The following is a 21,210-nucleotide window of genomic DNA, read 5'->3' as shown; positions in this document are numbered from 1 at the left end:
GGCCGTGAACGTCGCCCCGCCGGACTCCGCCAGGACCTTCGTGATCGCCGCCGTCAGCGACGTCTTGCCGTGGTCAACGTGACCGATCGTGCCGATGTTGCAGTGCGGCTTCGTGCGGGCAAACTTCTCTTTGGCCATGGTTCCCGTTCCTGCGGCAGGGCCCGCGCACGGGCGCACCCGATCTCGACTCTCGCCCGGCTCGCGGGGGAGCCCCGGCGAAAGGCGCGGTCGGATTAGAGGCTCGCCGTCCTTTGATCAAGGGCCGGCGCCCCGGCCGCGCCCGCCGCCGGCCCGACCGGGCAGGCCGGCGGCGATTCGGTCGGGCAAGGTCGTCCGTGGCGCCACCGCTGCATTTGGGCCGCACTGTGGCATGGCGGGCATAGTTGCCCGGGCATGCTTACGCTTAAGTGGGGCCAGAGCCATTCGGGACAGTCTTCAGGTACCCCTCACATGACGAAGAAGCTTCTCCTCGCCTCGACCGTGCTGGCCGGCATGACCGCCGTCGCCTCCGCCGCCGACCTGCCGCGCCGCGAGCCCCCGCCGGTCTTCACCCCGATCCCGGTGTTCACCTGGACCGGCTTCTACGCCGGCCTCGAGTCGACCTACACCTTCACCGACCGCCAGCGGATCACCACCACCGGCATCTCGCCCGTGAACGTCGCCAACGTGCAGGCCCTGCGTCGTCCGCCGCTGGCCACCACCGAGACCGACGGCATCGGCAAGATCGGCGGCACCGCGGGCTACAACTATCAGTTCACCCCGGGCTCCGGCTTCGTCCTCGGCGGCGCCGTCAGCGTCGACTGGACCGACATCCACAAGGGCCGCTTCAGCCTCGACGCTCCGAACGCCGGCGGCGTCCTGCCCAACCCGAACTACTTCCGCCAGAGCCTGGAATACCTCGGCACCGTCACCGGCCGCGTCGGCTACGCCTTCGACCGGTTCATGGTCTACGGGACCGGCGGCTTCGCCTTCGGCGAGGTCCAGTACGATGCCAACTTCTACACCCCCGGCGGCGCCCTCGCCTTCGCCGGCCGCACCAACAACCTCGAGACCGGTTACGCCTACGGCGGCGGCGTCGAGTACGCGATCCCGACCGACAGCTTCCTGAACACCTTCGCCTTCGCGAAGTATCTCGGCCTGAAGTACGACGCCGTGACGATCAAGGCCGAATACCTCCACTACGACCTCGGCAGCCGCAACGTCATCGTCGGCTCGTTCAACGGTGTCGGCCCGGGCGCCGGCTACATCTCGCGCTTCCGCACCGAGGGCAGCATCATCCGCGCTGGCTTCAACTACAAGTTCGGCGGCCTCTAAGGTCTTCGCCGGAGGGTGATCCCTCCGGCCCCTTGGAATGCTGCGATGAAGCCCCGGGCGCATGCGTCCGGGGCTTTTTTCGTGTCGGCGGCGGCCGCTTTCGTCGATGGTCGCCTACCTCACGCCGCAGGCCCCGGTTCGCTGCGGGCAGGCTTGAACAGGCCGCTCGCGGTGGCGACCAGATCGCCGCCCTCCCCGCGGATCTCCGCCTCGCAGAACAGCACCGAACGCCCGCCGCGCACGACGAACCCTTCGGCGAGCAGCAAGCCGCGGCCGGGGGCGAGGAAGCGGGTCTGCATGTCGAGGGTGAGCACCGGCCGCCCGGCGGCGAGCCGCGCCGCCGTCCCCATGGCGATGTCGAGGAGCGTGCAGATCACACCGCCATGGGCGATGCCGAGGTTGTTGCCGTGGTCGTCGCGCAGCCTCAGCCGCAGCCGGGTGCGTCCCTCGGCATAGCCGAGCGCCTCGACGCCGCAGAGCCGCGCAAACGGGATGTCGGCTCCGAAGATCGTATCCTGCTCGCGCATCGGCTGCTCCGGCCCTCGCCCGTTTCGAAGGTCCGGTATGCGGGCGCTCGCGCGCCCTGACAAATCCGCCCGGCTTCGTCGCTCCGGCCGCGACCCGGTCGTTGACAGACCGGTATGGCCGGACGGACGATGCGGCCAACGGGATCCGCCAAGGATCCGCCTTCAGGGATGGACGCATGCGCCCGGCTCCGGCACCCGCCGCGCCCCGGATCTGCGAGGGCAGAACCGATACCGGCAGGACGCGCCGATGACCGAGCCGCGCTGGCGCCGCCGGCCCGAGGGCTCGACCTGGGGCGATTACGGCCCTGAGGACCAGCTCGGCCGCGTCAACGGGCTCGATGCGGCCAAGGTGCTCCAGGGCGTCGCGGAGGTCCGCGTGGGCCGGACCTTCTGCCTCAGCCTGCCCCTCGACCTGCCCGGCGGCAACGTCCTGAACCAGCGCCGCCACCCGCCGCGCCTCAGCCCGACGGTCCGGGCCAACGGCCGGCCTGTGACCAACTTCCGGGTCTGCGAGGAGGTCGATGGCGCCACCGACGTGATCTGCGACGACCGGGTGATGCTCTATCTGCAATACTCGACGCAGTGGGACAGCCTCGCTCATGTCGGCGGTCTGTTCGACGCCGACGGGGACGGAACGCCGAAACCCGTCTACTACAACGGTTTCCGCGGCGGCCTCGACGTGACGGGTCCGAGCGAGGTGGCCGAGGTCGAGGCCCCGTCGCGCGCGCACCGCCTCGGCATCGAGCGCTTGGCCGAGCACGGCATGCAGGGCCGTGGCGTGATGGTCGACCTGCGGGCGCATCACGGCGACGCCCGCACGCTCGTCGGCTACGACGCCCTGATGCGGATCCTGGAAGCCGACGGGGTCGCGGTCGAGCCCGGCGACATGGTCTGCCTGCATACCGGCTTCGCCGACCGGCTCCTCGCCTGGGCCGGGCATCCGGACCCGCAGGAGGTCCACCGCATCAGCGCCGTCCTCGATGGCCGCGACGCGAGGCTGCTCGCCTGGATCACCGACAGCGGGCTCTCCGCGCTCGCCGCCGACAACTACGCGGTCGAGGCCTATCCCGCCCGGCCGGGCGGGGCGTGCTGCGCGATCCTGCCGCTGCACGAGCACTGCCTGTTCAAGCTCGGGCTGCCGCTGGGCGAGCTCTGGCACCTGACCCCGTTGGCGGCCTGGCTCAGGGCGAACGGGCGCCATCGCTTCCTGCTCACCGCGCCGCCCCTGCGGCTTCCCGGCGCCGTCGGCTCGCCGGCGACGCCGATCGCCACCGTCTGACCGGAGGAGGACATCATGGCCGAGATCGCCGTCGTCGGGGCCGGGCTGATGGGTCACGGCATCGCCCTGGTCCTGGCGCTCGGCGGCCATGCCGTCCGCCTCACGGACAGCCGCGCCGAGACCCTTGATGCGGTGCCCGCCCTGATGGCCTCCGCGCTCGCGACCTTGGCGGAAGCCGGCGCCGCGTCGGACGGGTGGACCGCCGACCGCCTCGCCGCGGCCGTGCGGCTTTCGCCGGACCTCGCGGCCACGGTCGATGGGGCGAGCCTCGTCGTCGAGGCGATCACCGAGGACCCGGAGGCGAAGCGCACGCTGTTCTCCGAGCTCGACGGGCTCTGCGCCGCCGACGCGGTGATCGCCAGCAACACCAGCTACCTCGACGTCTTCCCGCTGATCCCGGTCGGGCGGCAGCCGCGCGCCCTCGTCGCGCACTGGTACACGCCCCCCTACATCATCGATCTCGTCGACGTGGTGCCGGGTCCCGAGACGCGGCCGGAGGTGGTGGCCGAGATCCGCGACCTCGTCGTCGGGCTCGGCCAGGTGCCGATCGTCCTCAAGCGCTTCCTGCCGGGTTACATCGCCAACCGCATCCAGTCGGCGATCACCGCCGAGGTGCACCACCTCCTCGACGAAGGCTACGCCACCCCGCGCGAGATCGACGACGCCATCGTGCACGGGCTCTCGCTGCGCACCCCGATTCTCGGCCACCTCGCCAAGGCGGACTTCACCGGGCTCGACCTGCAGCGCCGGGCGCTCGCCAACGCGAGCTACGCCCCGCCCCCGCCGCGCACCCGGTCGGGCAGCCTCGACGCCCTCTGCGCCGAGGGCCGGACCGGGGTAATGGCCGGGCGCGGCTACTTCGACTGGGGCGGCCGCGACCCGGCGGAGCTGTTCCGCGAGCGCGACCGCAAGCTGCTCGCCCTCAAGGCGGCGATGCGCGGCATCGGCCGGATGGAGGGCACGTGAGCGTCCGCCGCCGACCTCCGATCGCAGACGGGAGCACAGCATGATCGGCGCCGACCTTCGCGGCAAAGCCGTCCTCGTCACCGGGGCGTCCTCCGGCATCGGCCTGGCCGCCGCCACGCTGTTCGCGCGCAACGGGGCCGCGGTCGCCCTGAACCACCTCGCGGACGACCCACGCGGCCAGGAGGCCGCCGGGCGTCTGCGCGCGGACGGTCTCTCCGTCACGGCGGTCGCCGGCGACGTCTCCCGCGCAGGCGAGGCGGAGGCGATGGTGGCCGAGGCGATCGCGATGCTCGGCGGCCTCGACGTGCTGATCAACAATGCCGGCACCTCGGGCACGCAGGCGCCGATCGCCTTCGAGGACCTCGACGCGATGACCGAGGATTTCTGGGATTCGATCCTGTCGACCAACCTCGTCGGCCCCTATCGCTGCGCGCGGGCCGCCGCCCCCGCCCTGCGGGCGCGCCGCGGCGCCATCGTCAACACCGCTTCGGTCGCCGGCCTCGGGCGGCGCGGCTCCAGCATCGCCTACTCGGCGAGCAAGGCCGGGCTCGTGAACCTGACGCGCTCGCTCGCCCGGGCGCTCGCCCCCGAGATCCGCGTCAACGCGGTCGCGCCGGGCCTCGTGGCCACGCCCTGGACCGCGAACTGGCCCGAGGCGCGCAAGGCGGCGACCGTCGCCAACACCCTGATGGCGCGCCTGGCCGAGCCCGAGGACATCGCCGAGGCGATGTTCTTCCTCGCCGCCGGCGGGGCCTACATCACCGGCGAGACGCTGGTGGTCGACGGCGGGATGATCTGAGGAGACGGCGATGTCGCAGAAGACCGTGATCACCTGCGCCCTGACGGGCTCGTTCGACACGCCGTCGAAGAACCCGGCGGTGCCGGTCAGCCCGGAGGCCATCGCCCGCTCGGCGCTCGAGGCGGCCGAGGCCGGCGCCGCGGTGGTGCACATCCACGTCCGCCACCCCGAGACCGCGGCGCCGAGCATGGAGCTCGCGCATTACCGCGAGGTGGTGGAGCGCATCCGCGAGCGCAACGCCGACGTGATCCTCAACCTGACCACGGGCGCCGGCGGGCGCTTCGTGCCGGGCGCGTCCGATCCGGCCGCGGCGGGGCCCGGCACCCTCTTCGAGACTCCGGCGGTGCGCACCCGCCACGTGAGCGCGCTCAGGCCGGAACTCTGCACCCTCGACGTCGCGACGATGAACTTCGGCGAGAACCTGTTCCTCAACACCCCGGCGCACCTGCGCGCCATGGCCGAGGCGATCCGCGCCGCCGGCGTGCGGCCGGAGATCGAGGTGTTCGACCTCGGCCACATCGCGCTCGCCCGCCACCTCATCGCCGAGGGGCATCTTGCGGCGCCGCCGCTGTTTCAGATCTGCCTGGGCATCCCGTGGGGGGCGCCGGCCGACCCCGAGACCCTGGTGCAGATGCGCGCGCGGCTGCCGGCCGACGCGGTCTGGTCGGCCTTCGGCATCGGCCGGGCCGAGTTCCCGATGGTGGCGCTCGCCGCCAGCATGGGCGGCAACGTCCGGGTCGGCCTGGAGGACAACCTCTACCTCGCCCGCGGACGCCTGGCGCCGAGCAACGCCGCGCTCGTCGAGAAGGCGGTGACGCTGCTGTCGCTCATCGACTGCGCACCGGCGAGCCCGGCCGAGGCGCGCGCGATCTTCGGGCTCGCCGCCGCGGTTGAGCCGGCCGGCCGGATCCGGCACACCGCCTGTCTTCCCGATACGGGCGGGATCGGCCCCGCCAAGGACCAGCACACCATGCGTGAAGCCGTCATCGTCTCGACCGCGCGGACCCCGATCGGCAAGGCCTATCGCGGTGCCTTCAACGACACCCAGGCGCAGGCGCTCGGCGGCCACGCGATCGCCCACGCGCTCTCCCGCGCCGGCATCGCGCCGGAGGAAGCCGGCACGCTGATCGGCGACGTGATCCTCGGGGCCGCCCTGCAGCAGGGCTCCACCGGCACCAACATCGCGCGGCAATCCGCCCTGCGGGCCGGACTCCCGGCTTCGGTGGCGGGGATGAGCGTCGACCGGCAATGCGCCTCGGGGTTGATGGCGATCGCCACCGCGGCGAAGCAGATCGTCGTCGACGGCATGCAGGCCGCGATCGGCGGCGGCCTCGAATCGATCTCGCTCGTCCAGAACGAGCACCTGAACCGCTTCCGCGCCGAGGATGCGGCGCTCACCGCGATGGCCCCGCACGTCTACATGTCGATGCTGGAGACCGCCGAGATCGTCGCCGCCCGCTACGGCATCGATCGGGAGGCGCAGGACCGCTACGCGCTGCAGTCGCAGCACCGCACCGCCGAGGCCCAGGCCAACCGGCGCTTCGCCGACGAGATCGTGCCGCTGGCGACCGAGATGGCGGTCGTCGACAAGGCGACCGGTGCCGTGACGAAGCGCGCGGTGACGCTCTCGCAGGACGAGGGCAACCGGCCGCAGACCCGGCTCGAGGACCTTTCCGCCCTGAAGCCGGTGTTCCGCAACGAGCAGACCGTCGCCGAGGGCGCGTTCATCACCGCCGGCAACGCGAGCCAGCTCTCGGACGGCGCCTCGGCCTGCGTGCTGATGGAGGCGCGGGAGGCCGAGCGGCGCGGGCTGCAGCCGCTCGGCGCCTATCGCGGCATGGCGGTGGCCGGGTGCGCGCCCGACGAGATGGGCATCGGCCCGGTCTTCGCCGTGCCCAAGCTTCTGGAGCAGCACGGGCTCACCGTCGGCGACATCGACCTGTGGGAGCTGAACGAGGCCTTCGCGGTCCAGGTCCTGTATTGCCGCGACCGCCTCGGCATTCCCGACGAGCGCCTCAACGTCGACGGCGGCGCGATCGCGATCGGTCATCCCTACGGCATGTCCGGCGCCCGCATGACCGGGCACCTGCTGATCGAGGGGCGCCGCCGGGGCGCCAAGTACGGCGTGGTCACGATGTGCGTGGGCGGCGGCATGGGCGCGGCCGGCCTGTTCGAGATCTTCTGAACGCGCGACATCGGTTGCGCACAACCTAGTTCTGTGGGATGAAGGGTCACCGATCGCCCGCGAGCGGGTGCGTGATTCCCAACGCCGACAGGAGACGACGATGCAGGCTCTCTACACCGCCCACGCCCACGCCACCGGCGGCCGCGAAGGATCCGCCGCGACCGACGACAGCCGTCTCGGCGTCGGCCTCTCGACCCCGAAGGAACTCGGCGGCAACGGCGGCCCGGGCAGCAACCCCGAGCAGCTCTTCGCCGCCGGCTACGCCGCCTGCTTCCTCGGCGCGATCAAGTTCGTCGCCGCCCAGGACAAGGTGAAGGTGCCCGAGGACGCCCGCGTCGACGCCGAGGTCGGCATCGGCAAGCGCGACGACGGCACCGGCTTCGGCCTCACCGTCAGCCTCAAGGCCAGCCTGCCGGGCATCGATGCCGAGAAGGCCGCCGACCTCGTGAAGCGCGCCGACGTGGTCTGCCCGTACTCGCACGCCACCCGCGGCAACATCCGGGTCGACGTCGCCGCCGTCTGATCGCGGCCGCAACCGAGACCGAAAAGACCCGCGACGGGGCACCCCGTCGCGGGTCTTTTCATGCGTGTCGACCGCGGGAGGGCCCTGGCGTTCAGGCCTCGGATTCCATCCCCTCCAGCTCCGCGATCATGCCCTCGATCATGCCGAGGCCGATCTGCCAGAAGCCGGGATCGCGGGCGTCGAGGCCGAACGGGGCCAGGAGCTCGCCGTAGGGCTTCGAGCCGCCGGCCGAGAGCAGAGCGAAGTAGCGCTCGACGAAGCCGCCCTCCGCCTTCGCGTAGACCCCGTAGAGCGAGTTCACCAGGCAGTCGCCGAAGGCGTAGGCGTAGACGTAGAACGGCGAGTGGATGAAGTGCGGGATGTAGGCCCAGAACGGCTCGTATCCGGCATCGAGCGTGATCGCCGGGCCGAGCGATTCGGCCTGCACCGACATCCACAGGCCGTTGATCTGCTCCGCGGTGAGCTCGCCCTCGGCGCGCGCGAGGTGGACCTTGCGCTCGAAGGAGTAGAACGCGATCTGGCGCACCACCGTGTTGATCATGTCCTCGACCTTGGCGGCCAGCATCGCCCGGCGCTGGGTCGTGTTGGTCGTCGCCGCGAGCAGGCGCCGGAAGGTCAGCATCTCGCCGAACACGCTGGCGGTCTCGGCCAGGGTCAGCGGCGTCGGTGCCATCAGCGCGCCGTTGTGGCCGGCCAGCACCTGGTGCACGCCGTGGCCGAGCTCGTGCGCGAGGGTCATCACGTCCCGCGGCTTGCCCTGGTAGTTGACCAGCACGTAGGGGTGGACCGAAGGCACCGTCGGGTGCGCGAAGGCGCCGGGCGCCTTGCCGGGCCGCGTCGGCGCGTCGATCCAGCGCCGGTCGAAGAAGTCCCGCGCGATGCCGGCCATCTTCGGCGAGAACGCGCCGTAGGCGTCGAGCACCGTGTCGCGCGCCTCGGTCCACGGGATGGTGCGCTGCTCGACCTTCGGCAGCGGCGCGTTGCGGTCCCAGTAGGGCAGCGCCTCGACGCCGAACCACTTGGCCTTCAGCCGGTAGTAGCGGTGCGAGAGCCGCGGATAGGCCTCGCGAACGGCATCGACCAGCGCCGCGACCACCTCGGGCTCGACGCGGTTCGAGAGGTGGCGGGCATCCGCCACGTCCTTGAAGCCGCGCCAGCGGTCCGAGATCTCCTTGTCCTTGGCCAGCGTGTTGGTGATCAGCGTGAACACCCGCAGGTTCTCGCGGAACACCTCGCTCAGCGCCCCGGCCGCCTCCCGGCGGACCTCGCCGTCCGGGTCCTGGAGCTTGTTCAGCGTCGGCTCCAGGGGCAGCCGCTCCCCCTGGACGGGGAAGCGCAGGGCCGCGATGGTCTCGTTGAACAGGCGGTCCCAGGCCGCGTTCGCGGTGACGGATTTCTCCAGGAACAGCTTCTCGATCCGGTCCTCGAGCTGGAACGGCTTTTCGCGGCGCAGATCCTCGATCCACGGGGCGTAGCGGGCGAGCGGCCCGGCGGACATCGCCACGTCGAGAACCCCGTCCTCGATCCGGTTGAGCTCGAGCGCGAAGAACAGCAGGTTTCCGGAGGCGTCGGTGAGGCGCTCGCGGGTGTCGCCGTAGAACTTCGCCCGCGCCTCGTCGGTGGTGTCGCCGGAATAGACCAGCCCGGCATAGGACATCAGGCGGCCGAGCAGCTCCTCGATCGCCTCGTACGCCGCGACCGCGGCGGCGAGCTTGCCCGAGGCGTCGGGCCCGCTCGCGAGCTGCGCGATCTTCCCGGCGTAGGTCTCGGAGAACGAACGGCAATCCGCTTCCGCCTTCGCGAGGTCGCGGCGGAAGTCCGGCGCGTCCAGGCCGGAATACAGGTCGGCGAGGTCCCATTCGGGAAGCGGCCCGAGATCGACCGCGTGGGCCGCGGCACGCGCCGCGGAGGCGCCCTCGGCGCTCCGGAGGGGCGACCCTGCGGGGGCGAAGGCTCGGGCGGACAAGATTCCTCGCATGGATCCTCGGTTCGTTGCCGGCGTGTCGCCCGCGCGGGGCCCGACGGGCCCTTCCCGCCTCATATCGAGCGCGATCGACGGCGTTCAACCGAATTCGGCGGCCGCCGGCGATGCAAGCGGCGCCTGCGGCAAATCTCCCGTCGTCGATTAAGCGGGGCTTTACGCATCTGGGCGACGCTCCGGCTCGAAACGAAACACCCGCCGGTCGTGCCGGGTGCCGGGTCCCGCGAGGTCCGGCGCCGCGGTCGACCCGCGGCAGCGAGGAAAAGCCCGCATGGCGACAACGGTCCTGATCGTCGACGACGATCCCGTTCAGCGTCGTCTCGCCGAGGCGACGGTGCGCCGCTTCGGCTTCGAGGCGAAGCTCGCGGAGAACGGTGCGGACGCGCTCGCGCTGCTGCGGACCCAGCCCGAGATCGACGTGGTGCTGCTCGACCTCGTCATGCCCGGCGGCCTCGACGGCCTCGGCGTGCTCGCCGAGATGCGGAAATCCGGCCTCGACACCCCGGTCATCGTCCAGACCGCCAACGGCTCGATCGACGCCGTCGTCACCGCGATGCGCGCCGGCGCCGTCGACTTCGTGGTCAAGCCCGCCGGCGCCGAGCGGCTGCAGGTCTCGATCAAGAACGCGCTCCGGGTCGACCACCTGGAGGAGGAGGTCCGGCGCATGCGCCGCCGCGCCTCCGGCTCGCTCAGCTTCAAGGACCTCACCTCGAAGTCGCCCGACATGGAGCGGGTGATCCGGCTCGCCGAACGCGCCGCGAAATCCAACATCCCGGTGCTGATCGAGGGCGAATCCGGCGTCGGCAAGGAGGTGCTGGCGCGCGCGATCCAGGGATCGGGCGAGCGGCGCGGAAAGCCCTTCGTCACGGTCAATTGCGGGGCGATCCCCGACAACCTCGTCGAATCGACCCTGTTCGGGCACGAGAAGGGCGCCTTCACCGGCGCCACCGAGCGCCATGCCGGCAAGTTCGTGGAGGCGTCCGGCGGGACGCTGTTCCTCGACGAGATCGGCGAGCTGCCCCTCGATGCGCAGGTGAAGCTGCTGCGCGCGCTGCAGGAGGGCGAGGTCGACCCGGTCGGGGGCAAGCGCAGCGTGCGCGTCGACATCCGCCTGGTCTCGGCGACGAACCGCTCGCTGCTCGACCTCGTCAAGGAGGGCCGCTTCCGCGAGGACCTGTACTATCGCCTCAACGTCTTCCCGATGACCCTGCCGCCGCTCCGCGCCCGGCGCGAGGACGTGCCCGACCTGGTGCGCTCCTTCTGCGCCCGGTTCGCGGCCGAGGAAGGCAAGCGCGTCCGCGCGATCACCCCCGAGGCGATGGCGCTGCTGACCCGATACGGCTGGCCCGGCAACGTCCGCCAGCTCGAGAACGCGCTGTTCCGCGCGGTGGTGCTCGCCGACGGCGACGAGCTGACGGTGGCCGAGTTCCCGCAGATCGCCGCCCAGGTCGAGGGCTTCGACGTCCGCATCCCGGCGGCGCCCGTGCAGTCGATGCTGTCGGCCCATTCGCCCGAGCCGGTGCGCGAGATCGTCCGCGTCGAGGTGCGCGATCCCCACGCGATGTCGCTGGTGGTCGAGGACACCGGCGAGATGAAGCCGATGGATGTGCTGGAGGCCGAGATCATCCGCTTCGCGCTGCAATTCTATCGCGGCCGGATGTCGGAGGTGTCGCGCCGCCTCGGAATCGGCCGGTCCACCCTGTATCGCAAGCTCAAGGATCTCGGGCTCGACGGCGACGACAAGGCCGAAGAGGCTGCGGCCTGATCCGGCCCGAGGGCCGACGCCCGACCGATAGGCTCGGCGCATCAGGCACTTGCAGGCACGCGACGGCGCGAGCGGAGGGGGTGCGATTGCGCACGACCGGGCTTGCGCCGATACTGATAAGGTTGTGGGCGGCCTCGAGGTCGGTCCCCAGGAGGTTCGCAGATGGGCGTCTCGCGCTCGGCCAAAGCAGCCCTGGCCGTCCTGTTGGCCGGCTCCGTCGCGCAGGGCGCCCTTTCCACGGCGGCCTTCGCCCGCGGTGGTCTGGACGACATCCCGCCCGCCACCGCCGTCGCCACCGCGACCCCGGACAAGGCCGTCGCCGCCGATAGGGCGCCCGCATCCGATCCGGCCGCGGTCTCGGATCCGACCCTGCCGCCGCCGGCCACCGGCCTCGAGGCGGTGACGCCGTCCGAGCCGCCGAAGGCCGATCCGGCCCAGACCGAGGCGCCCGGACCGGAGCGCCCGGCGGTCGCCGCGACGCCCACCGTGCCGAGCGACCCGCAGGCGGCCGCCGTGTTCAACCGGCTGGCCTCGCCTGCCCCGCTGCTCGCCCGCCTGACGACGAAGGAGCGCGAGGCGATCCAGGCGTTCTACGCGCTCGGCGCCTTCAAGCCGGTCTGGATCGTGGACGGCGCCTACACGCCGGCGGCGAAGGCCGTTGCCGCACGCCTCGCGGCGGCGCCCGAGGACGGCCTCGACGCCCGCGCCTATCCGGTGCCGGCGCTCCCGAAGGCGGGGAAAGCCGACATCGCCGGCAAGACGGAAAGCCCCGCCAAGGCCGAGGATCTGGCCGCCGTCGCGGAGGCCGACCTGAAGCTCTCGGCCGCCGCCGCCCTCTATGCCCGCGACGCGCGCGGCGGGCGGATCAACCTGGCCGCGATCTCGCGGCTGATCACGCCGACCCTCGATCTGCCGGCCGCCGACACGGTCCTGGCGAGCCTCGCCGGCGCAGGCGGCACCGCCGGCGACCTGCTCCAGGCCTACAATCCGCGCTCCCCCGGCTATCTCGCCCTCAAGAGCCGCCTCTCGGTGGCACGCGCGCCGGCCGCGACGGACGATGCGGGTCCGGCGACCACCCTGCGCCTGCCGCCCGGTCCGGCCCTGCGCGTCGGCATGCGCGATGCGCGCGTGCCCCTGCTGCGCGCCCATTTCGATCTGGAGAGCCGGAAGGCCGGCACCCTCGACGTCCCCCCGGGCGATCCGGAGGATTACGATTCCGGCGTCGCCGCGGCGGTCGCCAAGTTCCAGCGCGGCCGCGGCCTGCCCGGCAACGGCGTCCTCAACGTCCAGACGGTGGTGGCGCTGGCGCAGGGCGCCAGGCAGGCGAGTGCGGTGCGGCCGGTGGGCGACGACGCGGCGCTGATCGTCAACATGGAGCGCTGGCGCTGGCTCGGCACCGATCTCGGGCCCGACTACGTGCTGGTCAACGTGCCGGAATTCCGCCTGCGCGTGTTCCGCGACGGACGCCAGCGCGACGAGGCCCGCGTCATCGTCGGCAAGCCGGATTCGCGCACGCCCCTGTTCTCGGGGCTGATGGAATACGCGGTGGTGAACCCGTCGTGGTACGTGCCGCCCTCGATCCTGAAGACGATGCTGCCGAAGATCGCGAGCTACGGCGGCAGCACCTGGGGCGGCTACGAGATCGTGCGCCGCGGCGGCCACGTCTCGCTGCGCCAGCCGCCGGGCGAGAAGAACGCGCTCGGCTTCATCAAGTTCATGTTCCCCAACCAGCATGCCGTGTACCTGCACGACACGCCGAACCGCTCGCTGTTCTCGCGTTCGGAACGGGCCCTCAGCCACGGCTGCGTCCGCGTCGACGACCCGTTCCGCTTCGCCGACGTGGTCCTGCCGAACTGGACCGAGGAGCGCCTGAAGAAGCTCGTCGGCAAGGGCGAGCGCACCATCCGCCTGGAGCACAAGCTGCCGGTGCACCTCGCCTACTTCACCGCCACCGTCGACGACGGCGGCAGCTACCGCACGCTGCCCGACCTCTACGGCTACGATGCACCGATGCGCGCGGCCCTCGGCCTCGGCGGTGGCGGCGGTGCGGTCGCCAAGGTCTCGCCGGCGGTCCGGCCGTCCGAGCCGACGCGCCGGACGGCCGAGGCCCTGGCGCCGCAGCCGCCGCCGCGGGCGAAGCCGCGCCACGCCGCCCTGCCGCGCCGCGCCGTGCGGGCGACCGCGGAAGCGCCGCCGCCCGAGTTCGGCGAGCCCGGCCTGTGGACGCCGAACCCGGCTCCGGTCTCGCGCAGCTGGTGGTGACCGCAGCCCGCCGGTCGCGGTCCGTGAGGAGCCCCCGCACCGGCCCCGTGGCCTATTCGCATCACCCGTCGGGCGACCGACGCGGCGACGTGCGCCGCCGCGCTTGCCGGCACGATTTCGCCACGGTCCAGACTTAGCCGTAAGGGAATCGCGTGTGTCCGGCTCGGGCCGCCGATAACCGGGTCTTCACGGTTTTCGGCAACCTTGCGTTCACCATGGTTCCGCGCCGAACGCGGGTCGCGTCCGAGGGGTGAGACGATCGTGCCGACGCCGAGCCAGACGACGCCCCGGCCCTCGCGTCTTCGGCGCATCCTCTTCGGACTCTCCGGCATGGCGCTGGCGCTGGCGGCCGGAACCACCGGCACCCAGGATGCGGTCGCCAACGGCGACACCCGCTCGCTCACGATCTTCCACACCCACACCAAGGAGAGCGCGACTATCACGTTCAAGCGCGATGGGCGCTACGACCGCGCGGCCCTGGAGCAGCTGAACTGGCTCCTGCGCGACTGGCGCATCGACGAGCCGACCAAGATGGACCCGCGCCTGTTCGACACGGTGTGGGAGGCCTATCGGCAGGTCGGCGCCTCGGAGCCGATCCACGTGGTGTCGGCCTATCGCTCGCCCGGCACCAACGCGATGCTGCGCCGCCGCTCGAAGGCGGTGGCCGAGTACAGCCAGCACATGCTCGGCAAGGCGATGGATTTCTACCTGCCGGGCGTCTCCATCGACGACATCCGCGCGGTCGGGCTGCAGATGCAGCGCGGCGGCGTCGGCTGGTATCCGCATGCCGGCTCGCCCTTCGTCCATCTCGACGTCGGCTCGGTCCGGATGTGGCCGCGGATGAGCCACGACCAGCTCGCCCGCCTGTTCCCCGACGGCAAGACCGTCCACCTGGCGTCCGACAACCGGCCGTTCCCGCGCTACGAGGAGGCCCGCGCCGAGATCCTGGCCCGCGGCGGCACCGTGCTCGGCGTGTCCTCGCAGATCGCCTCCGCCGACGAGGAGGAGGGCCCGAGCCTCGTCGGGTTCCTCGCCGGCCTGTTCGGCAGCCGCAGCGATCCGGCCCCGGCGCCGGTCGCGGTGGCGCGCGGGAAGCCGAAGCCGGTGGTCGCGGTGGCGAGCGCCGACCCGGAAGACGGCATCGGTACCCGCGCGGCTCTCGCCTACGCCGCCCCGGCGGCGCCGGCCGCCGACGGCGCGCTGCGCGAGGCGATGCTGCGCCGCGACGGGCGCGACGCCAGGGCCCTGCTCACCGCCGAGCCGCCGGCCTCGAAGCCGGAGGAGGCGATCGACGCGACGCTGATCTCCAACGTGACGGCGCCGCTGCCGCCGCGCCGGCCCGCCGAATTCACCGCCATCGCGGCCGCCGCGCTCGCGATGCCCCTGCCGCCGCCGCGCCCGGCGCAGTTCGCCGGCCTCGGCAACGTCGGCATGGCCAGCCTGGGCACGAGCCTCGCCGCCGTCACCGAGCGGCCCGCGGCGGCGCGCCCGGTCGACGCCCTGGTCCCGGCCGACGCCGATGCGAAGGCGCAGCTGCGCGCCCTGTTCGCCGCGGTCTCGACCGAGGCCGGCGCCGCTCATCCGGCGAGCCGCATCGCCCCGGTCCGCGTGGCGCAGACGCGCGCCCGTACGGACGTGGCGCCGGAGGCGGTCGTCGGCGCGTCGCCCGACACGGTGACGACGCGCTTCGGCCGCCGCAGCCCCGGCGACGACCTCACGGCCGCGCGCTTCACGGGCTCGGCGACTCGGGCCGTTCCCGGCGGTCGCTGAAGGATGTCGTAAGGTTCGTGGGCGCCGCCGTCAGGGCAGGCGGCGGCCATGGCTGACCGTCATCGCGGAAACGACGGTCGCCGCGTACCCGGCGTCCGATCCGGCGATGCGCGCCGCGTCGAGGCTGCTCTGGGACGCCACGGCGAAGACCAGCACGCCAAGGAGCGTTCCCGCACCGACGAGCCAGAGATAGGCCCGCGCAAAAACCTTCGGAATCCGCACGGCACAGGGGTTTTCCCCGAGGTAGAGCTGTGACGAGGACGAGTCGTTCATGGCCGGCGTTCCCGCGGATGACTGACGCCCGGTCGAACCGCCGATCGCTCACGCGCATTCGGTTCGCCACTAGCATCCAACGCGGCCCTACGGCAGAGGTTCGCCGGCCCGGTTCCGTTATTTTCGCATGTTTTTTGTGCGTGGTTAACGCGGGATCGCCAGGCGCGCCGAGGTGGGCTTCCTCACCTGTTCGCGCGACCGGATCGACCTATCGGCTCAAGGCCCCCGCGCGCCTTCCCTCCCCCGCAACGGGGGGAGAGAGAACGCGGTTCCGTTTCCGCGCGTTCTGATGACGCTGGGCCGCCAGCAAAAGGACCCGGCGCCGAAATCCGCGGATCGGCGCTCGCGGGCGCCTAGCCCTCCTTCGCCGAGACCTTGCCCAGGGCGGCCTGCGCGGCGGCGAGGCGGGCGATCGGCACGCGGTAGGGCGAGCACGACACGTAGTCGAGGCCGACCTCCTGGCAGAAGCCGATCGAGGCCGGGTCGCCGCCGTGCTCGCCGCAGATGCCGAGCTTGATGTCGGGGCGGACCGAGCGGCCGCGCTCGACGCCGATCCGAACCAGCTCGCCGACGCCCTCCTGGTCGATGGTCACGAACGGGTCGGCGGCCAGGATGCCCTTCTGGGTGTAGGGCCCGAGGAAGGTCGCCGCGTCGTCGCGCGAGATGCCGAGCGCCGTCTGCGTCAGGTCGTTGGTGCCGAAGGAGAAGAACTCCGCCGTCGCCGCGATCTCGTTGGCCTTGAGCGCCGCGCGCGGCAGCTCGATCATGGTGCCGACCTGATAGCCGATCGCCTTGCCGGTCTCCTCCGACACCGCCTTGGCGGTGGCGTCGATGCGGGCCTTCACGATGTCGAACTCGGCGCGGGAGAACACCAGCGGCACCATCACCTCGGGGGTGACCGGCGCGCCGGTCTCCTGCGCCGCCTGGACGGCCGCCTCGAAGATGGCGCGGGCCTGCATCTCCGCGATCTCCGGGAAGGCGATGGCGAGGCGGCAGCCGCGGAAACCGAGCATCGGGTTGAACTCGGAGAGCTCGCGCATCCGGTGGCGGATCCGGTCCTCCGCGATGCCGGTGGCGTCCATCACCTCCTTCACCTCGGCGTCGGAATGCGGAAGGAACTCGTGCAGCGGCGGGTCGAGCAGGCGGATCGTGACGGGCAGGCCCGACATGATGGTGAACAGCTCGACGAAGTCCTGGCGCTGGTAGGGCAGGATCTTGGCGAGCGCCGCGCGGCGCCCCTCCGCGTCGTCGGCCAGGATCATCTCGCGCACCGCGATGATGCGGTCGCCTTCGAAGAACATGTGCTCGGTGCGGCACAGGCCGATGCCCTCGGCGCCGAAGTCGCGGGCGGTGCGGGCGTCGGTCGGCGTGTCGGCGTTGGCGCGCACCTTCATGGTGCGGTACGCGTCGGCCCAGCCCATCAGGGTGGCGAAGTCGCCCGACAGCTCGGGCGCCAGCATCGTCACCTCGCCCTGCAGCACCTGCCCCGTCGAGCCGTCGATGGTGATGCGGTCGCCGGCCTTCAGCGTCACGCCGCCGACCGTGAGGGTCTGCGCCTTGTAGTCGATCCGGATCGAGCCGACGCCCGACACGCAGGGCTTGCCCATGCCGCGGGCGACGACGGCCGCGTGGGAGGTCATGCCGCCGCGCGTGGTCAGGATGCCCTCGGAGGCGTGCATCCCGTGGATGTCCTCGGGCGAGGTCTCGATGCGCACGAGGATGCACTTGCGCTCGGCCTTGCGCAGGGTCTCGGCGTCCTCGGAGTTGAACACGATCTCGCCGGTGGCGGCGCCCGGCGAGGCCGGCAGCCCCTGCGCGATCACCTTGCGCTCGGCCTTCGGGTCGATCGTCGGGTGCAGGAGCTGGTCGAGCGCGCCGGGCTCGATCCGGGCGATCGCCTCCTCCTGCGTGATCAGGCCCTCGCCGGCCAGATCCACGGCGATGCGGAGCGCCGCCTTGGCGGTGCGCTTGCCGTTGCGGGTCTGGAGCATCCAGAGCTTCCCGCTCTCGATGGTGAACTCCATGTCCTGCATGTCGCGGTAATGGGTCTCGAGGATGCCGTAGATCCGCGTCAGCTCGGCGTAGGATTCGGGCATCGCCCGCTCCATCGACGGCTTCTCGGACTTGGCCTCGAGCCGGGCCTTCTCGGTGATGTCCTGCGGGGTGCGGATGCCGGCGACGACGTCCTCGCCCTGCGCGTTGATCAGGAACTCGCCGTAGAGCGCGCGCTCGCCGGTGGACGGGTTGCGGGTGAAGGCGACGCCGGTGGCCGAGGTGTCGCCCATGTTGCCGAACACCATGGCCTGGACGTTGACGGCGGTGCCCCAGCTCTCGGGGATGGCGTTCAGCTCGCGGTACTTCTTCGCCCGCGGGATCATCCACGAATCGAACACCGCGCCGATGGCGCCCCAGAGCTGGTCCTCGGCGCCCTGCGGGAACGGCGAGCCGTGCTCCTCGACGACGATCGCCTTGTACTTCTCGATGAGGTGCTTCCAGTCGTCGGCACCGAGCTCGGTGTCGAGATCGAAGCCCTTGCCCTCCTTGTAGTGCTCCAGCGCCTCCTCGAAGGCGTGGTGCTCAACGCCCAGCACCACGTTCGAGTACATGGTGATGAAGCGGCGGTAGGAATCGTAGGCGAAGCGCGGGTCGCCCGAGCTCTCGGCGAGCGCGGCGACGGTCGCGTCGTTGAGGCCGAGGTTGAGCACCGTGTCCATCATGCCCGGCATCGAGGCGCGGGCGCCCGAGCGCACCGAGACGAGGAGCGGGTTCGCCGCATCGCCGAAGGTCTTGCCGGTGATCGCGCCGACCTGCTCGAGGGCGGTGGCGACCTGCGCCTTCAGCTCGGCCGGGTAGGTCTGGCCGTTCTCGTAGTAGGCGGTGCAGACCTCGGTGGTGATGGTGAAGCCAGGGGGCACCGGCAGGCCGAGATTGGACATCTCGGCGAGGTTCGCGCCCTTGCCGCCGAGCAGGTCGCGCATCTGCGATTTGCCCTCGGCCTTGCCGTCGCCGAAGGTGTAGACCCACTTCGCGGTGCCGCTCGTCATATCGATTCCGTCCGTCGTGCAAGAGGACTCGCGTCCAAGGGTCTTGCGTCAAAAGGATCTTGCGTCAAAGGAAGCCGGCGTCGAAGGGTTTGCCGGCCCCTCGGGCCCATCGGTGCGGGTTGGACCATCCCGTGTTGCAACGCAAGATGAACGTCCGCGCGCCGGGTCACCCGGCATGTGACGCTCCGCGTTCATTGTCAGCCGCGAGCGGGCCTGACGGCGTCACGATAGACCGCGGAACAGGCCGAGGCCAATCACCCCGACGGCGATCAGGTAGATCGCGACGATGTAGTTCAGCAGCCGCGGCGCGATCAGGATCAGGATCCCGGCCAGGATGGCGATGGCCGGCTGCAGGTGCGAGATCGAGATGGTCATGGCGAAGCCCTCCGGCGGCCGAGCTTGACCGCCGGAGGGCGACGCACGATGGCGCGCACGGTTCCCGCCCGGCGTCAGGACGCCGGGGGCCAGGACGGCACGATTTCGTACTGGATCGGCTTGAAGGCGAAGTTGTTGGATTGCAGCGCCGAGCAGGCGGTGAGCCCGATCACCAGGTCCTGCATCGCCTCGAACACGATCCTGTCTCCGGCGCGGCTCAGGGGCGGCTCGACCTTCAGCGCGCCGGTATTCCCGTCCACGGTCACGTTCATGAAGACGTTGAACGCCACCGGGATCCGGTCCGGCCCGATCCCGAAGGGCTCGAGGGCGGCCGCGAGGTTGCCGAAGCAGCCGCGGTGCGGCTCGGCGTCGCCGTAGATGATGCGGAAGGTGTCGGCCGAGCACGGCGTCAGCAGGAAGTCGTGCCGGCCGACCGTGTCCGCGACGATGCGGAGCATCACGTTCGAGCGGTTCGAGTAGAGCGGGTCGCCCGTGGTCAGGTAGATCCGGCTGGCATAGTCCAGCGTCCGGCCCGACGAGATCACCTCGTCGAGGTCGTCGCGGCGGAAGGCCAGCATGTCGGCGACCTGCTCGCCCTGCGGGTCGGTGACCACCAGGAACTGGCCCTTGTCGAGGGTGAAGGCCGTCCCCGAGCGCGGCGCGATGGTGTGACGGCCGCAGGACGGATGCGGCTCAGACATCGGAGCCGCCCTTCGTGCGCCCGCTGAACGGGCAGGCCCAGTCGGCGTCGACCGCGCGGCCGCTGTACTGGCGCGCTTCGGAGATCTCGCCGTGCCGGGACAGCATCGGGTTGATCGAGCCGGCGAACGCCGCGTCGCGCGCCAGGATGTTCTCGCGCAGCTTCTCGTAGCGCCCTTCGGCGCGCAGCCGCTCGAACTGATCGTGCAGGTTGAAGACCAGGACCGGCGACGTGAAGCGCCTGGCCGGCCGGCTCGCGCCCGGATGCAGGCCGACGATGAAGAACGCCTCGCCGCCGAAGCTGAGGGAGAAGTGCGCGTCCTCCGGGTCGGCCGAGACGCGCCGGTCGTAGGCCTGGCCGAGGAAGCCGTCCTTGTCGGAGAGCGACTGGGCCCGCGCCCACAGGTTCTCCTCGAAGGCCTGCTCGGACAGGTCGCCCGGCCCTTCGAACACGATGGCGAAGCTCTGGAACAGGTCGGGCTGGGCGCGGTAGCGCGCGATGAAGGCGAGCAGCGCCGGGTAGATGCGCGTGTCGTCCCAGCCGGAGGTGATGTCGCGGGCGACCACGATCTTCATCCGCCCCCGCGACAGCGCCGACTTCGCGCCGACGCACGGGAAGGGCTGCGCCCGGATGAAGTCCCGGAACGCCGCCGCCAGCGGATGGTCGGCATCGTCCCGTGGCAGCCGGAGCGGCGCCGCGTGCAGGGATGACAGGTCCGGAGCGAGCGAAAACCCGCGGTTGTCCGCGTAGGAAAGCATGAGATCCCGCGTCTACGATGAAATATGCGGCACGGTTGCCGATGCCGGAGGCAGATTGGCGTCCGGATCGGAGGAACCGGCCTCAGACGGTGCGGTTCCTGATCCCGGCCGACTCCGCCGCGATCGGTCGCACTCTGCTGTGGACAGTGCCGGCTCGGCCGGGAATGCCCGCCACGACGATCCGATCGCGGCCGGGATCGGCGGCGGGTGCCGGACGCCTCAGCCTTCCGGACGCACCCGCCTTCCGAATGCCTCAGCCTTCGGCCTCGACCAGGATCTCGCGCTTGCCGGCATGGTTGGCGCCGCCGACGATGCCTTCCTGTTCCATGCGCTCCATGATCGAGGCGGCGCGGTTGTAGCCGATCTGCAGGCGACGCTGGATGTAGCTGGTCGACGCCTTCTTGTCGCGAAGCACCACCTGCACCGCCTGGTCGTAGAGGTCGCCGCCGGCCTCGCCGAACGAGCCCTGGTCGAACACGGCGCCGTCGAGCTCCAGCTCGTCGCCGCCCCTGCCGGCGCCCTGGGCGGCCCCCTTGGGGGCATCCTCCGACCCGTCGTCGGCGGTGACCGCCTCGAGGTAGGCCGGGCGGCCCTGGCGCTTGAGGTGGGCGACCACGCTCTCGACCTCCGAATCCGAGCAGAACGGCCCGTGCACCCGGGTCGTGCGCCCGCCGCCGGCCATGAACAGC

The 21,210-nt window shown here is 71.6% G+C and carries 18 protein-coding genes and 1 pseudogene; 10 read left to right on the top strand and 9 right to left on the bottom strand.

The genetic code is table 11. The annotated features are described in order from the left end of the window. A partial coding sequence (locus MKK60_RS02510; protein WP_243934179.1) for a GTP-binding protein occupies nucleotides 1-138 on the bottom strand: 138 nt, incomplete at its 3' end. A 312-nt stretch (nucleotides 139-450) separates the two neighbouring features. Between MKK60_RS02510 and MKK60_RS02505 the strand changes: the two genes are divergently transcribed. Next, nucleotides 451-1,314 (top strand): outer membrane protein, encoded by an 864-nt coding sequence (locus MKK60_RS02505; protein ID WP_147842940.1) that lies wholly within the window; start codon nucleotides 451-453, stop codon nucleotides 1,312-1,314. A gap of 119 nt (nucleotides 1,315-1,433) precedes the next feature. Here the strand turns inward: MKK60_RS02505 and MKK60_RS02500 are convergent, their stop codons facing one another. Beyond that, nucleotides 1,434-1,841, bottom strand: coding sequence for a PaaI family thioesterase (locus tag MKK60_RS02500; protein WP_147842939.1), 408 nt, complete (start codon nucleotides 1,839-1,841; stop codon nucleotides 1,434-1,436). A gap of 247 nt (nucleotides 1,842-2,088) precedes the next feature. On the opposite strand from MKK60_RS02500, the gene MKK60_RS02495 reads away from it, so the two are divergent. From MKK60_RS02495 to MKK60_RS02470, 6 genes and pseudogenes are all read left to right on the top strand, one after another. After that, nucleotides 2,089-3,120, top strand: coding sequence for a cyclase family protein (locus MKK60_RS02495; RefSeq protein ID WP_243938087.1), 1,032 nt, complete (start codon nucleotides 2,089-2,091; stop codon nucleotides 3,118-3,120). A gap of 15 nt (nucleotides 3,121-3,135) precedes the next feature. Continuing rightward, on the top strand, nucleotides 3,136-4,086 hold the full coding sequence (locus MKK60_RS02490; protein WP_243983773.1) for a 3-hydroxyacyl-CoA dehydrogenase family protein: 951 nt from the start codon (nucleotides 3,136-3,138) through the stop codon (nucleotides 4,084-4,086). A gap of 40 nt (nucleotides 4,087-4,126) precedes the next feature. Next, nucleotides 4,127-4,885: an SDR family NAD(P)-dependent oxidoreductase gene (locus MKK60_RS02485; RefSeq protein ID WP_243983771.1), complete on the top strand. Its 759-nt coding sequence runs from the start codon at nucleotides 4,127-4,129 to the stop codon at nucleotides 4,883-4,885. Nucleotides 4,886-4,895: 10 nt separating this feature from the next. Continuing rightward, nucleotides 4,896-5,768 (top strand): annotated as a pseudogene (locus tag MKK60_RS02480) (3-keto-5-aminohexanoate cleavage protein); the annotation flags it as partial. Between the two features lie 87 nt (nucleotides 5,769-5,855). Then, entirely contained in the window at nucleotides 5,856-7,070 is a 1,215-nt protein-coding gene (locus MKK60_RS02475) for an acetyl-CoA C-acyltransferase (protein ID WP_243983776.1), read from the top strand. A gap of 100 nt (nucleotides 7,071-7,170) precedes the next feature. Beyond that, nucleotides 7,171-7,593 (top strand): organic hydroperoxide resistance protein, encoded by a 423-nt coding sequence (locus tag MKK60_RS02470; protein ID WP_147726259.1) that lies wholly within the window; start codon nucleotides 7,171-7,173, stop codon nucleotides 7,591-7,593. A gap of 91 nt (nucleotides 7,594-7,684) precedes the next feature. Here MKK60_RS02470 and MKK60_RS02465 read toward each other — a convergent pair whose 3' ends face one another. Next, the gene (locus MKK60_RS02465) at nucleotides 7,685-9,559 is read right to left on the bottom strand and encodes a M3 family oligoendopeptidase (protein WP_243983769.1); all 1,875 of its coding nucleotides are present in this window, start codon (nucleotides 9,557-9,559) and stop codon (nucleotides 7,685-7,687) included. Nucleotides 9,560-9,845: 286 nt separating this feature from the next. Here MKK60_RS02465 and MKK60_RS02460 point away from each other — a divergent pair, with 286 nt between their 5' ends. The 3 genes from MKK60_RS02460 (at nucleotide 9,846) to MKK60_RS02450 (ending at nucleotide 15,371) form a co-directional block, all read left to right on the top strand. Further along, nucleotides 9,846-11,339: a sigma-54-dependent transcriptional regulator gene (locus tag MKK60_RS02460; RefSeq protein WP_243983767.1), complete on the top strand. Its 1,494-nt coding sequence runs from the start codon at nucleotides 9,846-9,848 to the stop codon at nucleotides 11,337-11,339. Between the two features lie 162 nt (nucleotides 11,340-11,501). Beyond that, nucleotides 11,502-13,601, top strand: coding sequence for a murein L,D-transpeptidase (locus tag MKK60_RS02455; RefSeq protein WP_243983765.1), 2,100 nt, complete (start codon nucleotides 11,502-11,504; stop codon nucleotides 13,599-13,601). 330 nt (nucleotides 13,602-13,931) lie between these two features. Beyond that, nucleotides 13,932-15,371: a DUF882 domain-containing protein gene (locus MKK60_RS02450; protein ID WP_243983763.1), complete on the top strand. Its 1,440-nt coding sequence runs from the start codon at nucleotides 13,932-13,934 to the stop codon at nucleotides 15,369-15,371. A gap of 30 nt (nucleotides 15,372-15,401) precedes the next feature. Here the strand turns inward: MKK60_RS02450 and MKK60_RS02445 are convergent, their stop codons facing one another. From MKK60_RS02445 to MKK60_RS02420, 6 genes are all read right to left on the bottom strand, one after another. After that, on the bottom strand, nucleotides 15,402-15,644 hold the full coding sequence (locus MKK60_RS02445; RefSeq protein ID WP_243983761.1) for a hypothetical protein: 243 nt from the start codon (nucleotides 15,642-15,644) through the stop codon (nucleotides 15,402-15,404). Nucleotides 15,645-15,997: 353 nt separating this feature from the next. Further along, nucleotides 15,998-18,688: a pyruvate, phosphate dikinase gene (gene ppdK / locus MKK60_RS02440; protein WP_147727953.1), complete on the bottom strand. Its 2,691-nt coding sequence runs from the start codon at nucleotides 18,686-18,688 to the stop codon at nucleotides 15,998-16,000. A 222-nt stretch (nucleotides 18,689-18,910) separates the two neighbouring features. Next, nucleotides 18,911-19,063 (bottom strand): DUF3096 domain-containing protein, encoded by a 153-nt coding sequence (locus MKK60_RS02435; RefSeq protein WP_147727954.1) that lies wholly within the window; start codon nucleotides 19,061-19,063, stop codon nucleotides 18,911-18,913. 74 nt (nucleotides 19,064-19,137) lie between these two features. Continuing rightward, nucleotides 19,138-19,764: a DUF1989 domain-containing protein gene (locus tag MKK60_RS02430; protein WP_243934160.1), complete on the bottom strand. Its 627-nt coding sequence runs from the start codon at nucleotides 19,762-19,764 to the stop codon at nucleotides 19,138-19,140. Beyond that, entirely contained in the window at nucleotides 19,757-20,521 is a 765-nt protein-coding gene (gene gntA / locus MKK60_RS02425; protein ID WP_147727956.1) for a guanitoxin biosynthesis heme-dependent pre-guanitoxin N-hydroxylase GntA, read from the bottom strand. The genes MKK60_RS02430 and gntA overlap by 8 nt, the downstream gene beginning before the upstream one ends. Before the next feature lie 253 nt (nucleotides 20,522-20,774). Next, on the bottom strand, nucleotides 20,775-21,210 hold a 436-nt coding region (locus MKK60_RS02420), incomplete at its 5' end, for a DNA translocase FtsK (protein ID WP_279603652.1).

Source organism: Methylobacterium sp. J-092 (assembly GCF_022829325.1).
Taxonomy (GTDB): Bacteria; Pseudomonadota; Alphaproteobacteria; order Rhizobiales; family Beijerinckiaceae; genus Methylobacterium.
This window is presented reverse-complemented; position numbering and strand designations above follow the sequence as displayed.

Bases quoted from the DNA above. Each gene is read 5' to 3' on its own strand.
- MKK60_RS02430 (WP_243934160.1), bottom strand. From the start codon at position 19,764: ATGTCTGAGCCGCATCCGTCCTGCGGCCGTCACACCATCGCGCCGCGC.
- MKK60_RS02460 (WP_243983767.1), top strand. From the start codon at position 9,846: ATGGCGACAACGGTCCTGATCGTCGACGACGATCCCGTTCAGCGTCGT.
- MKK60_RS02495 (WP_243938087.1), top strand. From the start codon at position 2,089: ATGACCGAGCCGCGCTGGCGCCGCCGGCCCGAGGGCTCGACCTGGGGC.
- MKK60_RS02450 (WP_243983763.1), top strand. From the start codon at position 13,932: ATGGCGCTGGCGCTGGCGGCCGGAACCACCGGCACCCAGGATGCGGTC.
- ppdK (WP_147727953.1), bottom strand. From the start codon at position 18,688: ATGACGAGCGGCACCGCGAAGTGGGTCTACACCTTCGGCGACGGCAAG.
- MKK60_RS02500 (WP_147842939.1), bottom strand. From the start codon at position 1,841: ATGCGCGAGCAGGATACGATCTTCGGAGCCGACATCCCGTTTGCGCGG.
- MKK60_RS02490 (WP_243983773.1), top strand. From the start codon at position 3,136: ATGGCCGAGATCGCCGTCGTCGGGGCCGGGCTGATGGGTCACGGCATC.
- gntA (WP_147727956.1), bottom strand. From the start codon at position 20,521: ATGCTTTCCTACGCGGACAACCGCGGGTTTTCGCTCGCTCCGGACCTG.
- MKK60_RS02470 (WP_147726259.1), top strand. From the start codon at position 7,171: ATGCAGGCTCTCTACACCGCCCACGCCCACGCCACCGGCGGCCGCGAA.
- MKK60_RS02505 (WP_147842940.1), top strand. From the start codon at position 451: ATGACGAAGAAGCTTCTCCTCGCCTCGACCGTGCTGGCCGGCATGACC.
- MKK60_RS02455 (WP_243983765.1), top strand. From the start codon at position 11,502: ATGGGCGTCTCGCGCTCGGCCAAAGCAGCCCTGGCCGTCCTGTTGGCC.
- MKK60_RS02445 (WP_243983761.1), bottom strand. From the start codon at position 15,644: ATGAACGACTCGTCCTCGTCACAGCTCTACCTCGGGGAAAACCCCTGT.
- MKK60_RS02475 (WP_243983776.1), top strand. From the start codon at position 5,856: ATGCGTGAAGCCGTCATCGTCTCGACCGCGCGGACCCCGATCGGCAAG.
- MKK60_RS02485 (WP_243983771.1), top strand. From the start codon at position 4,127: ATGATCGGCGCCGACCTTCGCGGCAAAGCCGTCCTCGTCACCGGGGCG.
- MKK60_RS02435 (WP_147727954.1), bottom strand. From the start codon at position 19,063: ATGACCATCTCGATCTCGCACCTGCAGCCGGCCATCGCCATCCTGGCC.